At 38.1% G+C, this 15,182-nt stretch carries 10 protein-coding genes; 8 read left to right on the top strand and 2 right to left on the bottom strand.

What is annotated here, in order from left to right; translation table 11 throughout:
• Positions 1-38 precede the first annotated feature (38 nt).
• On the bottom strand, positions 39-1,310 hold the full coding sequence (locus H0184_RS00050) for an FAD-binding protein (protein ID WP_221821117.1): 1,272 nt from the start codon (positions 1,308-1,310) through the stop codon (positions 39-41).
• 235 nt (positions 1,311-1,545) lie between these two features.
• Between H0184_RS00050 and H0184_RS00045 the strand changes: the two genes are divergently transcribed.
• Positions 1,546-2,229 carry a hypothetical protein gene (locus H0184_RS00045; RefSeq protein WP_221819637.1) on the top strand — a complete coding sequence of 228 codons (684 nt, stop codon included), beginning with the start codon at positions 1,546-1,548 and terminating at the stop codon, positions 2,227-2,229.
• Positions 2,230-2,401: 172 nt separating this feature from the next.
• Here the strand turns inward: H0184_RS00045 and H0184_RS00040 are convergent, their stop codons facing one another.
• On the bottom strand, positions 2,402-3,271 hold the full coding sequence (locus H0184_RS00040) for an SDR family oxidoreductase (RefSeq protein WP_221819634.1): 870 nt from the start codon (positions 3,269-3,271) through the stop codon (positions 2,402-2,404).
• Between the two features lie 619 nt (positions 3,272-3,890).
• Here H0184_RS00040 and H0184_RS00035 point away from each other — a divergent pair.
• The 7 genes from H0184_RS00035 (at position 3,891) to H0184_RS00005 (ending at position 14,569) form a co-directional block, all read left to right on the top strand.
• Complete coding sequence (locus tag H0184_RS00035) at positions 3,891-5,657, top strand: sigma-54-dependent Fis family transcriptional regulator (protein ID WP_221819632.1); 1,767 nt, start codon at positions 3,891-3,893, stop codon at positions 5,655-5,657.
• Between the two features lie 214 nt (positions 5,658-5,871).
• Positions 5,872-6,849: a 2-keto-3-deoxygluconate permease gene (locus H0184_RS00030; RefSeq protein ID WP_221819630.1), complete on the top strand. Its 978-nt coding sequence runs from the start codon at positions 5,872-5,874 to the stop codon at positions 6,847-6,849.
• Between the two features lie 107 nt (positions 6,850-6,956).
• Positions 6,957-8,246, top strand: a complete 1,290-nt coding sequence (locus H0184_RS00025; protein ID WP_221819628.1) for a four-carbon acid sugar kinase family protein — start codon at positions 6,957-6,959, stop codon at positions 8,244-8,246.
• Positions 8,247-9,242, top strand: coding sequence for a 4-hydroxythreonine-4-phosphate dehydrogenase PdxA (gene pdxA, locus H0184_RS00020; RefSeq protein WP_221819626.1), 996 nt, complete (start codon positions 8,247-8,249; stop codon positions 9,240-9,242).
• 303 nt (positions 9,243-9,545) lie between these two features.
• A complete protein-coding gene (locus H0184_RS00015; protein ID WP_221819624.1) occupies positions 9,546-11,288 on the top strand; it encodes an SGNH/GDSL hydrolase family protein in 1,743 nt (580 codons plus the stop codon).
• A gap of 70 nt (positions 11,289-11,358) precedes the next feature.
• The gene (locus tag H0184_RS00010; protein WP_221819623.1) at positions 11,359-14,280 is read left to right on the top strand and encodes a glycosyl hydrolase 115 family protein; all 2,922 of its coding nucleotides are present in this window, start codon (positions 11,359-11,361) and stop codon (positions 14,278-14,280) included.
• 97 nt (positions 14,281-14,377) lie between these two features.
• Positions 14,378-14,569: a hypothetical protein gene (locus H0184_RS00005; protein ID WP_221819621.1), complete on the top strand. Its 192-nt coding sequence runs from the start codon at positions 14,378-14,380 to the stop codon at positions 14,567-14,569.
• Positions 14,570-15,182 lie beyond the last annotated feature (613 nt).

The raw sequence follows: 15,182 nt of genomic DNA, 5'->3' as shown, positions 1-15,182 counted from the left end.
CTTAGAAATATCGGCTTGTATAAATAGCGCGTTAACTTTCACTCTGCAGCATGAAATATATATTTATTCAAAAAGGTATTGCGGAATTTGCCATTTGGATCATATTTTATAAGAAGTTGTTGAAATGCAGTCATTTTTTCATAAAGTGATTGTATTTTTGCAGGTGAAGTAGTAAACAGTTTTCCCCAATGTGGTTTTGCTTGAAAAGGTTCAAGCTGTGCCTCGATTAATGGCAGTACCTGCTGAACATCCTCCCATTTATCCTGCCATGTAAAGTGAATGGCCACAGAATCCTGCTTATAGGATGGGCTTAACCAAAGATCATCCTGGGCAATAGTCCGCACTTCGGATATTAATAGATACGGTGCGATTTGTTCACGGATCTCTCCAAGCGCACAAATAGCGTCATATGCATGCTCGCGGGCCATAATATATTCACTTTGAAGCTCTTGACCTTTACTTGGGATAAAATCCATTCGGAAATGTGGCATACGATCAAGCCAATTCCCTGGCACACCCAATTGAGCTGTACAATTCTCTGCTCCAACTCCCGGCACGGGATGCAGATTTTGGTTTGCTGATTTTGCTCCGAAAAATTTCTCTCCTAATGAGAATGTTTGATCATCCGTCAGTTTGCTCTTCAACCACACCTGGTTAAACCTTTCATTTTGCCAATCCGTAAACAGACTAACGCTATAAGAGCTGGAAAAAATAGTATCAAAATGATGTTCTAGTTGTGCCAACGGAAGGTTCTCATATACATCCTGCCTCATTTGATGACTTGGAAGGACGTCAAGTGTGAGCTTTGTGACTACTCCTAATCCACCTAGTCCAACCACCGCGCCATGTAATTCCTCTTCTGATTTTTCCTTTGAAAAAGTTACAATGCTTCCATCGGCAGTGACTATTTCCATAGCATGTACCGCTGCAGCTAAATTTTGATTGCCATTGCCTGAACCATGTGTTGCTGTTGCAACCGCTCCAGCAACCGAAATGTGCGGAAGGGAAGCAAGGTTATGTAAGGCATAACCATTTTGCTGTAGCACATGACAAAGATCTCCATACTTTATTCCTGCTTCCACGGTTACAGTTTCCTTTTCTCGATCAATCGATAAGACATTGTTGAGATTTTGCAAGGATACCATATTCTCTCTAGAATCTGCGATGCTATTAAACGAGTGGCGCGTTCCAATCACACGCAGCTTTGTTAAACTTGAAACCAATTGTTGAACTTCTTCAATAGTTTCAGGTGTATGCCAATTAGTCGTACTATATTGAAAATTACCTGCCCAATTTCTATACATATCTATCAAGTCTCACTCCATCCTTACTGTTATATTATTTTAACTATATTGATAATTACAATAAATTACAAACAAAATATACGAGATGAGTGTCTATCGTTACAAGGGCCTGCAACAAAACGGAAAGAAAAATAAAGGAATTAAGCGGGATGTAGTAAAAATAGTAGGGAATTCTCTTATTCTGTTCTTGTGTTTTATGATATGGTTTAGTAGAAATTTAGAAAAAAGTTGGTGTAATTCATTGAGTAAAAAGAAATCAAAACGTAAAGCAAGGAAGAAGGAAAGTGGTACGTTTGGTACAGTTCTAATGCTATTTGGCTGTTTTTTGGTTGTATTGTTTATAGGGTGGTATATGATGGTGGGGCATTTAGATGGGGAAACTTATCATGGAGTCGTGGAGCTGCCCTTAAAGGAGAGTTATGCGAACCCAGTATATGCTTTGGCATTGTTACATTGGGTCATTGGAATTCCTAGTGTCATTGTTTTTTTAATCTTAATGGTAAGAGAGAGCCAAAACGAATTCATGCCAACCTGTTTCTATAGCGTTCCAATTTTTCTAATGAGTTTGGGCTTTACTATTCAGTATATGGTTTTGTTAATTAAAGTAGACGCTGATTCATTATGGTGGGTTTATGTTGCTGCGGCAGTCCTCGGCTTCCTGATCGCTAATCTCTTAATCTATTTGGATAAAAGTAAATTACATACTGTATTGTTTGGACTGGGTGCTGTTTTATTTGTCCTTAGCTGGATCCTTTTAGTCATGGCGAACTCTGCAGATGGTCATTATATTATTACTTATAAGAATAAACTAAGAGGAAGTTTCTCGATTAAGATATTGGTAGGAACCTTTCAATCGATGGGGATTATGGTTTTCCTGAGTATGTATGGTTTTCTATTAAAGCTTCGATTGGGCAGGGAAGAATAATAGTCTTTTCCCGCACCATAACTATTCAACTATAAAGTTAAATTAACATATGCCGTTTATTTAGTGCCTGTCCCCTAAGACTTCAACGCTGTAAAATGCAGGGGGCAGGCACTATTTTTGATGGTGGTTAGGTACTTGGGGTTTCATCTCTCTAAAAACATAAGGAGATTATCTACCCATTAACGACTCTTCCGCCATTAATATGAAGGATTTGTCCAGTAACATAGGATGAATCTGAATGTGATGCGAGGTAGACATATGCAGGAGCAACCTCCTCCGGCTGTCCTGGGCGCTTCATTGGTGTATCCTGACCATGTTTACTTACTTCTTCTGCTGTAAAAGTAGAAGGAATAAGTGGTGTCCAAATAGGTCCTGGGGCGACTCCATTTACCCTGATTCCTTTCTCGGCCAGCTGAAGGGCAAGAGACCTTGTAAAGGTTGTAATGGCACCTTTTGTAGAAGAATAGTCAAGCAGCTTTGGATGTCCTTGATAGGAAGTGATGGACGTTGTATTAATAATGGCACTTCCTTCTTTAAGGTGAGGTAACGCGGATTTTGTTAAATGGAACATTGAAAAAACATTTGTCCGGAATGTCTTTTCCAGCTGCTCTGAATCTATCTCCATAATACTTTCCTGCGGATGCTGTTCTCCGGCATTGTTCACCAGGATATCAAGGCCGCCAAGCTCATCTATTGTTTGCTGGACAGCTTCTTTACAGAAGGATTCATCACCGATGTCTCCAGGTATTAAGAGGCATCTGCCGCCTTCCTCCTCAACAAGCTGTTTGGTTTCTTCGGCATCTTTGCTTTCGTTTAAATAAATAATCGAAATATTTGCCCCTTCCTTTGCGAAAGCTATTGCTACAGAACGTCCAATTCCACTGTCTCCACCAGTAATGATCGCATTCTTTCCTTTAAGCTTGTTACTTCCTTCGTAGTTCGGATTTTCCGTGTCTGGAAGCGGCATCATATCCTTCTCCATTCCTGGCTGCTGGTTTTGTTCTTGTGCGGGCAATTTACTTGGGTACTGTTCATTATTCATATCCTATTACCTCCTATAAATTTGGGATGTTAGTTCAGTACCCATTAAACGAAGAGAATAAACCATTATTGCCTCTAAATCCTTTTTTGATTTATCTTCTCATCTTTTTTAACGCGAAAAAAATGTAGAAAATTCAAATAAAATGGAAAACGAAAAATGTTAAAAAGTTGGAGGGGGCGGGAATGATACAAAACAAATACATCTCAGCTGAATATTGTTGCATAGCAAGTAGTTTATAAACTTTGAAACCGAACAATACTCTAATGGGGGAATGGAAAATGAAAATTTTTAAACCGGAATGGCTTTCACTAAGCAAAGAAATAAAATTGAAGCTAATTCGTTTAGCGATATTGGAAAACCAGAGCAGATACTCATCACGGTCATGAGCAAAATTAAAATAGTGCACAGTTTCACGCTCAATACCACCAAAATAACTTTATGGTTAAAAGCCTCTTTAGCTTTGTAGGGACCCTTCCGACAAGTGAAGAAGGCTTTTTTGTCTATATGCAAGCCAAAGTATAAAGAAACGATCGTATACGGATTAGAAGTACCAAGTGGTAGTCAATCATTTCTTTTTGTATAATGACTGTAGCAAACTGCAACAGAGGTGGAAAATGTTATGGCGATAAAAACATTATTTATTGCACCATATAGAGGACTTAAGGAATTAGCGTCAGTTTTAGCGAAACAGCAACCGGACCTCGATATTGTGATAGAAGAAGCGGATTTAGGAGATGCAATTCCTGTTGTAAAGGAATATGAAAATAAAGGAATACAATTCATTATTAGCCGTGGGGGGACTGCAAAGTTAATTAGTCAATTCACCAATATACCGGTCGTTGAAATTAAGTTATCTGGTTATGATATCTTAAGAACGTTAACCCTTATTAAAGATTATCAAATGAAGGTCCACATGATTGGTTTTCCTAATATTTGTAATGATGTTTTATCCATTGCCAATTTATTAAATATCGATATATCCTATACGATTGTTCATCAAAAAGAAGAAGTAGCGAATGCTGTTAAGGAAGCTTGGATGAATGGTGCTCAGCTTATCTTGGGAGATACGATAACTGTAAACACAGCAGAAAGTTTCGGCTTGCAGGGGATGATGATCACAACGGGAAAGGAATCAGTGTTAGAAGTTTTTGACCAAGTAAGACAGTTGAATCGGGTCATGAAGCAATTAGAAAGCGACTACTCCGTATATAAACATTTCATACATTCTATGAAGGATTGCGTTGTAATCTTTCAGGAGAGTGGAAAGATTGTTTTTGCTAATCAAGCATTCATCCAAAAACTTTATAAGAAAAATAAAGAAATCAATCAACTTTCGATTTATAATCTGCCTGATGAATTTCTCCCGTTAATCCATGAGTTATTGGCGATAAAGGATCCTTTTTCGCAGATTAATAAAAATATCGTACTGGATGGTGAGGGTTTACGTGTGACAGCTGGAAGAATAGACCACGGTAAATTTTATTATTTTAGAATTCATGAAAAAGATTTAGAGGGGAGAAAGAGTATAGAAGTACACAAAGGTCGTATCCCCAAAACATCTCTCGCTCAATTAGTAACGACAAGTCCTATTATTAAAAATGTGTTATCAAAAGCAAAGGCAGCAGCAGAAACGAAGGATCCTCTAGCTATTTGGGGTGCTCAGGGTGTTGGAAAGAAGTTTCTTGCTTCCTCTATCCATTCTGAGAGTGAATATCGAAATGATCAATTTGTGGAACTTTTCATTCAAAATGATTCATCAAGTGTCACCGATGAAATTGCGTTTTTTCTTTCTACCCTTCAAAGGACAACTGTTTATGTTTCAGGATTTGAACTTATTTCCCAAGAACGGCAAAAGGAGATTGTGGAACTCTTTACTAATAAACAAATGAGAGTTATCTATTCTTTTTCATTCGATCCTAATAAAAAGACCAGCCTATTCCATAAGGATGTAATAAATCGAGTGAATACAAACTCTATTTATATGCCGACCTTAAAAGAAAGAAACGAGGACTTAGGAGAATTAATTCGTTTGTTTGTGAGTATTTTTAATGCTCAATTTGGAAAACAAGTGGTGGGGATTAAGGAAGAGGCCCTAGAATACCTCAGAAATTTTTCTTGGACGGAAAATATTAAACAACTAAAGAGTGTCGTGAAGGATTTGGTCATTGCCTCGGAAGGGGATTACATTGATAGCCAGGTAATTAATAGCTTATCACTTGATAACTCTATGGTTAAAAAGGGGTCTGAAATTGATCTAACTAAATCGTTAGAGGAAATTGAAAAGGAAGTAATTCTTAAAGTTCTTAAAGAAGAAAATATGAATCAAACCAAAGCTGCTAAGCGTTTGGGAATTAATCGTACTACCTTATGGAGGAAAATAAATTAACGTTGCAATTTGCAACGTTAATTTATTTTTATTATTTTTTCGCATAAAACCATTGCAATAATGAACACGAGTATATATAATCACATTTGTAAGCGCGTTACATTTTGAAGGAAAACGAAAGTGTTGCATTTTTAATCTATTATTATTTTTTTATCATAGGAAAGAGCGTTTTCATTAGAGTGTAAGCGCAAATAAAAACAAAGGGGATATTACAATGAAAATTAAACAAACGTTGGATAGAATTCCAGGCGGAATGATGGTAGTACCTTTATTGCTGGCTGCTACTATTAATACATTTGCTCCAAATCTACTTCGAATTGGTAATTTTACAGAGGCTTTATTTGTTAATGGAGCAGGAACGCTTATTGCACTGTTCTTACTTTGTGCAGGGGCTCAAATTAATGTTCGGAATATCGGAGTATCAGTTAGTAAAGGTGCCACTCTTCTTTTTGTTAAATGGGTAGTGGGTGCAATTGTTGGTTTATTAGCCTTTATGATGGCAGATGCAAATGGTTTGTTCTTTGGATTAGTTCCTATGGCTATTATTGCCGCCATGACAAATAGTAACGGTGGCTTATACATGGCTTTAGTTGGTCAATATGGTAAGGCAGACGACAAAGCAGCTTATTCACTTTTAGCCCTAAATGATGGTCCTTTCTTAACAATGGTAGCGTTGACGATTTTCGGTACAATGGGATTTGTTGAAGGGATGTTCTCAGCAACAGCATTTATTTCTGTGTTACTTCCAATCGTAGTCGGTTTTATTCTTGGTAATCTAGATGGGGAAATGAGAGAATTCTTTGCAAAAGGTAGTGACATGTTAATTCCGTTCTTTGCCTTCGCATTAGGTATGGGGATTAACTTCCAAGCAATTATCTCAGGTGGTTTAGCTGGTATTGCCATTGGAATCATGACTGTATTACTAACAGGTTCAGTATCATACTTCGTTTTCAAAGCACTTAAATGGAACCCAATTGTAGGTGCTGCTGAAGGATCCACAGCAGGAAATGCGGTTGCTACACCTGCTGCGATTGCAGCGGCAAGCCCAGCATTTGCCGCGAACGTTGAATTAGCGACAGTTCAGGTTGCTGCTAGTGTAGTAACAACAGCTATTCTTTTACCACTGTTTGTTGCTTTTCTTGTGAAACGTTTAGAGAAAAAGGGTAAAACAGCATCAACTAATTTCCAATAAATAAATTAGAGGAACCATTCATTTTTCTGAATGGCTTTCTCTATTATTTCAATCTATTAAAATATAGGATAATTGTAGTTATTTATTGACAGTAAGGAGTGCAAACGATGAAATTAGCCATTATTGCAGATGATTTAACGGGAGCTAACGACAGTGGAGTACAGCTAGCCAAGTTCGGTTTGAAAACATCTGTACTATTTGGACTAGACAAAAATGCTGTTCATGAATCAGAAGCTGTCGTCTTTGATACAGATAGCCGTTCAATTGAGAAAAATGAAGCGTATAATAGAGTTTACGAGATTATGGAATTCCTTAAAAACCAAGGATTTAAAAACATTTACAAAAAAATTGATTCAACAATGAGAGGGAATCTAGGTAGTGAGATTGATGCGGTTTACGATACATTAAAACCAGACTTTGTTTTCGTTGTTCCTGGGTACCCTAAAAATGGGAGGACTGTATTAAACGGTCATCATTACTTAAATGGGATTCCTCTAAATGAAACGGAAATCGCCAATGATCCCAAGACGCCGGTTACTGAATCTCATATCCCTACTCTTTTAAAGCAACAAACGAATCGATCTGTTGGTCTTATTGAGAAAGATATATTGCTAAAAGGGTCGGACATCATTCTAGAACACCTTGAGGAATTTGCAAGAAAAAATATTTCCTATGTTGTTGTTGATTCTGAAACAGAAGAAGATTTGGAACGAATTTTAAAATATACAAGAGGATTAAACCTTTACATCACATGGGTAGGTTCTGCAGGTCTAGCAAATTATCTTCCTGGGTATTACGAAATGGAAAAGACAGATAAACAAGTAGTCATTCCCAAACATAATAAACCTATACTAACTGTTGTTGGAAGTGTGAATAAAAATTCTAGACACCAGTTAAGTGTTGTACTAAAGAAAGATGGAGTTACCGGAATTAAAGTGGAATCCTACAAAGCTGTTTCGTGTGAAGAGGAAAGAACAACAGAAATCACAAACGTGGTAAAGGCAGCGAGAGATGCGGTCAAAAACGGTTTTGATGTTGTCATATATTCTACTGGTAAAACAGAAGATATAGAAAAAGCTAGAAAAACTGGTCAAGAAAATGGCTTTAATTATACAGAGACGAGTAATGCAATCGTCAAAATGCTGGGTGAAATAAGTGCCGCATTAATTGAGGAGAAGCTATTTAATGGGATTGTAATGACAGGCGGGGACACTGCAAAACAAGTATGTGAAATATGGGGTGTAAAAGGCTTTTATCTGCATGATGAATTGGAGATAGGTGTGCCTATTTCAACATTTATCGGTATTGATGACATCTTTGTCATTACAAAAGCTGGTGGTTTTGGAAAAGAAACGGTGTTTGTTCACGCAATTGATAAGTTAAAAGGAGTGTTATAAATGAAACCAATTATAGGAATTACTATGGGAGATGCTGCAGGGATTGGCCCAGAGATCATTGTTAAATCGTTAATGGACAAGGATATTTATGATCAATGCCAACCAATAGTGATAGGTGATGCGAAAATCCTAGAGAGAGTAAAACCAATTGTTAAGGCTGATGTACAAATCAATGTGATTCATACTGTATCTGAAGCAAAAAATGAATTTGGTATCATTGATGTCATTGATTTAGACTTACTTCCTGTTGATTTGCCATTCGGTCAAGTATCTGGTGAAGCGGGAAATGCAGCTTATCAATACATTGCCAAAGCTGTAGCCTTAGCAAAGGAAAAAGAAATCAATGCCATCTGTACTGCTCCACTAAACAAAGAGGCTATGCATAAAGGTGGTCATCTATATCCTGGTCACACGGAAATACTGGCGAAATTGACAGACACAGAAGACTTTTCAATGATGCTGACAGCACCGAACTTAAAAGTAATCCATCTCACTACTCATGTCGGTTTGATTAAAGCAATTGAAATGATTAATCCAGAGAGAACTTATAAGGTAATAAAATTAGCACATGAAACTCTATCAAGAGCAGGAATTAAAAACCCAAGTGTTGCTGTTTGTGGTATCAATCCACATGCTGGTGAAAATGGACTTTTCGGTAATGGTGAGGAAGAAGAAAAACTAATTCCTGGAATCGAAAAGGCTAAGGCAGAAGGAATTAATGCTTCTGGACCGCACCCAGCAGACACTCTATTTTTCCGTGCGGCTCGTGGCGACTTTGATATTGTTGTGGCATGTTATCATGATCAAGGTCACGCACCGATTAAGGTTATGGGGATTGAAGATGGTGTAAACATTACGGTAGGATTAAAAGGCGGGGTTATCCGTACATCCGTTGACCATGGTACGGCCTTTGATATTGCCGGAAAAAACATTGCTGATTCAAGGAGTATGAAAGCAGCTATAAAGTCAGCAATTGAATTAGCACCAAGAGATTAATTATAGAAAGATCCTTTCTTAAATAAGAAGGGGTCTTTTTTGTGCAGATTTAGGTGGCCTATTAAATAATAATATAAAGCGATTTCAAAAATACATTGACCTTTCTGAAAATAATAATAAAATAATTACATATAGACTTTGTTTGTTGAATGAATAAACATTGTTGAATTAGAATCAGGTATACTACCCTGTGGTTATAATTATAACCAAAATGCTCTCATTAGATTGGCAGCAGGTGTCATTTATGAAGATTTCACTAGTTATATGTCATATAAATTGTATCCATAGGAGAGATAGGTAACGATGACAGAAAGTAGATTAATAAAAAATGACGATAGTAATGATGTTTTCAAGGCACCAAAAGACCCAGCAGCAAAACGGGATAGCTTTTTCGTCATGTTTGAGAAAGTTATAGAGGCAACTCCCCGTAATGAAGGTAAACCCTCGCAGGAAATCTATTTAGACGCAGAAAGATTAAAAAGTATTGCAAAGCTTGTAGGTGGCGTGAGTGATGAGCAAATTTTAACTCTCCTCGACGATTGTAAGGGATTTCATAAGCTGGTTCACAGTATAGGTATAGTAATTAAAACAGGAAATGAAAATGCAGGAAAAATCAATTTTGTGTTACATAATTATGGAAAACGAAAAAAATATGAAACTGGAACACTACTAAGAATAGCTTGTCCAACAGATGGAACTGAAATGGTAGTAGAACTCGGGGATTTCCAATGGTCCCAGGATGACGATGTTCCCGGTAAATTTGCTTTTGAATTTGACCATCCGGGTGAACTAGCAACAGTAAGTGTCAAATTTTATCTGCATGATGCCTATAAGGTACCTGAGATATCGCCGGAACCGCCGATCGCATTTGGTTCTAAAGGGTACCAGGCTATGATTAGAAAGTCCCTTTTAAGCAAGGGAAACAATCAAAGATTAAAAGCGGCAATTGAAAAAGCAGAAAGAGGCGAGGATGTTACCATCGCATATATAGGCGGCTCCATTACTCAGGGGGCTGGAGCAAAACCAATCCATACTCAATGTTATGCTTATCAATCTTATTTGAAATTCAGAGAAATGTTTGGAAAAGGTGAAGGGGAGAATATCCATTTTGTGAAGGCGGGAGTAGGAGGTACACCATCTGAGCTTGGGATGATTCGGTATGACCGGGATATTTTAAGAAATGGAACAGTAGAGCCGGATATCGTGATTGTTGAATTCGCAGTCAATGATGCAGGTGACGAAACAAATGGAATTTGTTATGAGAGCCTCTGTTTAAAAATACTTACTTCGGAAAACAAACCAGCGGTTATTTTATTATTCAGCGTGTTTGAAAATGATTGGAATCTGCAAGATAGGCTATCTCCTATAGGCAGGCATTATGACCTTCCAATGGTAAGTGTAAAGGATGCCGTGGCAGAACAGTTTAGGCTTACAAAGGAAGAGGGAAACATTATAACCAAGAGGCAATTCTTCTATGATATCTATCATCCAACAAATGACGGTCATTCTATTATGGCTGATTGTCTTTCTTATCTATTTTTAGAAACGAAGAATTCGAGTAGAGATATAAATGACATTGTAATAGATAAATCGCCGGTTATCGGTAATAGTTTTAAGGATGTTCAGTTGCTTGACAGGAAAGACAACATAATTGATGCAAGGATAAAATTCGGCAGTTTTTCAGAAACAGATGACGATTTGCAGATGGTAGAGATGGATGCTAACCCTTTCGTTACTCCTCAGTTCCCGAATAACTGGATGCGTACAGCTGCAACCGGGAATGAAAGTTTCCAACTGACGATAAACAGCAAAAGTCTCATTCTTGTGTTTAAGGATTCAGGAAATAGTGAGTTTGGTACTGCGGATATTTATGTGGATGGCCAACATATAAAAACCGCCGACCCTCATGAAGTTAACTGGACTCACTGCAATGCTGTAATCCTGTATCAGGAGAATGTACGCCGGGAACATCAGGTAGAAATCAAGATGGCTCCCAAGAATGAAGACAAATGTTTTACCATTTTGGGATTCGGATATACCTTGTAGCTTTTCTTGCTCCTGCTAGGACTGAATTTATAATATAGAACAAATATAGATTTTAAGAGAGGGTTTTTTGATGGAATTTGTAATCACTCAAGAAATGTTAAAAAATGAATCTGCTGCAGATGATCATACATCCATATTAGGTTCATTATTTTTTCAGGAAAAAGAGGCTTTTAGCGGTGTCAAAAAAATAGCCAGCAAGGTTATGCATGATGTGGAGTTAGTTTTCGGATATGCACCACAAGCAGCCACGGACATAAAGAAGCTTGGAAAAATGGCAGTTTTGTATGGAACGGTGAATCATAGCCCGATACTTCATGAACTTGAAGAAAAAAAGATGATTGATTTATCAGAGGTTACAGGGAAGAGAGAAGTATATCTCTTTCAAGTGATTGACCATCCCTTTGAAGGCGTTGAAAAAGCACTTGTCATTGCGGGAAGTGATAAACGTGGTACGATATACGGTCTATTCCATTTATCCGAGCTGCTTGGAGTTTCTCCGTTGGTGGATTGGTGCGGGGTGAAGCCGCAGTGTAAAGTTTCATTTTCTTTGAGTGGAGACTTAAAATACGTATCTAAAGAACCATCTGTACGTTACCGTGGCTTTTTTATCAATGATGAATGGCCGGCCTTTGGAAACTGGACGATGAAGAATTTTGGCGGTTTTAATGCAGAAATGTATGACCACGTGTTTGAACTGCTGCTAAGATTAAAGGGAAATTATCTCTGGCCAGCCATGTGGTCAGCACGTTTCAGTGATGATGGACCTGGCTTGGCAAACGCAGAACTGGCGGATGAATATGGAGTCGTAATGGGGGCATCCCATCATGAACCTTGTCTCCGGTATGGAGAGGAATATAAATATCTGCGTGGAGAGAACTCGATTTATGGTGATGCTTGGAATTTCATTACAAATAGAGAAGGGATTACAAAGTTCTGGGATGATGGTTTGAAGCGCAGCGGCAAGTTTGAAAATGTCATTACGGTTGGTATGCGCGGAGAGGCAGATACTTCAATCATGGGTAAAGAAGCTTCACTGGCTGACAATATCCAATTGTTACGAGAAGTGCTGCAGACACAAAACCAGCTGATACGAGATAATATTAATCCTAATCTTTCAGAAGTACCAAGAATGCTGGCGTTATATAAAGAGGTGGAACCATTCTTTTACGGAGATAAGGATACACCAGGGTTAATGAACTCTGAGGAGCTTGAGGATGTGATTCTGATGCTCTGTGATGATAATCATGGCAACCTGCGGACGCTGCCAACAGAAGAAATGCGTAACCATAAAGGTGGATATGGTATGTATTATCATTTCGATTATCACGGCGGACCCATTTCGTATGAATGGATAAACAGTTCTTACCTTCCTAAGATATGGGAGCAAATGAGCATGGCTTACGACTTCGGAATCCAGGATTTATGGATTGTGAATGTAGGTGATATTGCAACACAGGAATTCCCGTTATCTTTTTTCATGGATTTGGCTTATGATTTTGAAAAATGGGGAACAAGTGCGATTAATAAAACAGAACTTTATACTAAGCGATGGATTCAAAAACAGTTTGATAGTGTTTTCTCTGAGGATAATAGGCAAAAGGTATTTGAGCTGCTTACAGGTTATACAAAGATTGCTCATAATCGCAGACCAGAGCACATGAATGGAGAAGTATATCATCCGGTTAACTACAAGGAAAGTGAGGAATCATTACAGCAAATAGATTACCTTTTGGATATTGCTGATGAACTATATAAGCTTGTGGAGCCTGAGAACTTACCAACTTATTTCTCACTCGTTTATTATCCTGCTGTAGGAAATCTGAATTTACAGAAGATGTGGCTGTTAACCGGCAAAAATCATTATGATGCCAAGCTGGGTAAAATGGAAGCAAACAGACTGGCGGATCGGGTTAGGGAATGTTTGAAAAGAGATAGGGAGCTCGTAGAAGAGTATCATACCATTGATAATGGTCGTTGGTACGGAATGGGACTTTCTGAGCACATTGGTTTTATCAATTGGAACGAAGAGGGATGCAAGTACCCAATTCTATTGAACGTCTTACCTGTTAGTAAGCCAAGACTTGTGGTCACGGTGGATGGGACGGAACAGTACACAGAGGGTCCTGCATGGCATAATAATAAAGTTTATTTAAATGACTTCCTGCAGCCGGATGTTGAAGAAGCTTCATTTACGATTTCGAGTTTAAGTGATTTGGCTGCGGATTTTACGGTTACTAGCAAAAATCAGTGGCTGACAATTTCTAAGACGAGCGGCAGCTTAGATGGCAAAGAAAAAACAATGGAAGTAATTAAAGTGAAGATTAATCGTAATGCAATGAATGACGAGACAGAAGGCAGTATTGTCGTGGAGATGCCATGTGGTACCTGTACCATCATTGTAAACGCCATACAGGCTGATTTCAGTAAACTGCCTGAAATGACTTTTGTTATGACCAATGGATATATATCCATAGAAGCTGAACATTATTATATGAATAAAGAAGCAGCGAATCAGCAGGGTGATGTTAACCGATTTGAGGTGCTGCACGGATATGGCAAGACATTATCTGCCCTGAAGGCATTTCCTGCAACGAGATATTTTACTGCAGGAAAGGACGCGCCTTATTTAGAGTATCATTTTGTAGTACAAGAAGCTGGAGCATATGAGTTGGAGTTATATATGCAGCCTTCTAATCCGGTCACTCAAGATAGTACGTTATTCTGTGGAATACAGGCAAATGAGGATGACATTAATATGGTTAATATTCTCCCGGAAGGATACCGAGTTGATGATCAAAATTGGGCAGCAGGGGTGCTGAATAACATCCGCAGGCATTGCAGCAGCATAAATTGTAAGGAAGGATTAAATACCCTTCGAATTTATGCGGTGAGCCCAGGATTTGTATTGGAGAAGCTGGTAATCTATCCGGAAGGGAAGAAACCTGCAAATAGCTATCTGGGGCCGACGGAAACTTATTATATAGGGAAATAGAAATCTCGGGAATGAAAGGTGCGGGGTTGAATAAGACGACATAAAACAGACAATCTTATCATATTTATCATCAATGAGAGGTTAAAGAGGTGAAAATATGTTACGCAATGCTGGCAGAAGATTCATCTGGTTTCTGATCGGAAGTTCAATCTTTGCTGCCTTTATAGGGTATGTCCTGTATAAGGCTGGTCTCATATCATTTCAAGGTCCTCCTCCAAAGTCTCAAAGAGCATTGAATAATAATGAGCGTATACGAAATAGAAGAGTTGGCAGAATACGAGTTACTTAAGAGGTACTTATCTGTACCTACAAAGATAGACAAATATTAAGCTTGTTGGCAGAGTGACAGCTAGAGTAAAATAAGCGGAAATTTTCCGCTTATTTGGATTATGGAGCTCGTTTCGGGGTAAATAAGCGGAGGTTTTCCGCTTATGCAAAGCAAAATCGCCTTATCTCAAATATATTGAGTCGATAGACGGAAATTCTCCGTCTATTTATGCTTTTATTAATTAAATTTATGAACTAAACGGAAATTCTCCGTCTATTATCAGCTCGGATGCTTAACATGACTCCCTTATTTTCCATGTTAAAAGTCAAGTCCTGATAATTGTGTAAATTCAAAAGTACCTGTTTTCAGCTTCACCTTTGCTTATTCTCTATCCATACCCTTACATTTTTTTTGACGAAACTTCCATGGTTTTTTATCTTCATATCCGGGGAGGGTTGTCAAAGGCTTTTCACTTTGACAACCCTCCTCGGATATGTAATCATTCCATGATGGAAGTGAGTCGAAAATAAGAGTTTTATTTGTTATTAATTATTATCTTTCTCTTGGAGTATTCCTCCTGGTATTGCATGAGAACAGCACCAATCAATCGAAAAGCAGATTGTGTATTGGGGAA

Origin of the sequence: Neobacillus niacini, from assembly GCF_019749295.1 — a bacterium.
Lineage (GTDB): Bacteria > Bacillota > Bacilli > Bacillales > Cytobacillaceae > Neobacillus > Neobacillus niacini_D.
This window is presented reverse-complemented; position numbering and strand designations above follow the sequence as displayed.

Excerpts from the sequence above, each read along its gene's own strand:
- H0184_RS00040 (WP_221819634.1), bottom strand. The coding sequence starts at position 3,271 with ATGAATAATGAACAGTACCCAAGTAAATTGCCCGCACAAGAACAAAAC.
- H0184_RS00035 (WP_221819632.1), top strand. The coding sequence starts at position 3,891 with ATGGCGATAAAAACATTATTTATTGCACCATATAGAGGACTTAAGGAA.
- H0184_RS00030 (WP_221819630.1), top strand. The coding sequence starts at position 5,872 with ATGAAAATTAAACAAACGTTGGATAGAATTCCAGGCGGAATGATGGTA.
- H0184_RS00025 (WP_221819628.1), top strand. The coding sequence starts at position 6,957 with ATGAAATTAGCCATTATTGCAGATGATTTAACGGGAGCTAACGACAGT.
- pdxA (WP_221819626.1), top strand. The coding sequence starts at position 8,247 with ATGAAACCAATTATAGGAATTACTATGGGAGATGCTGCAGGGATTGGC.
- H0184_RS00015 (WP_221819624.1), top strand. The coding sequence starts at position 9,546 with ATGACAGAAAGTAGATTAATAAAAAATGACGATAGTAATGATGTTTTC.
- H0184_RS00010 (WP_221819623.1), top strand. The coding sequence starts at position 11,359 with ATGGAATTTGTAATCACTCAAGAAATGTTAAAAAATGAATCTGCTGCA.
- H0184_RS00005 (WP_221819621.1), top strand. The coding sequence starts at position 14,378 with ATGTTACGCAATGCTGGCAGAAGATTCATCTGGTTTCTGATCGGAAGT.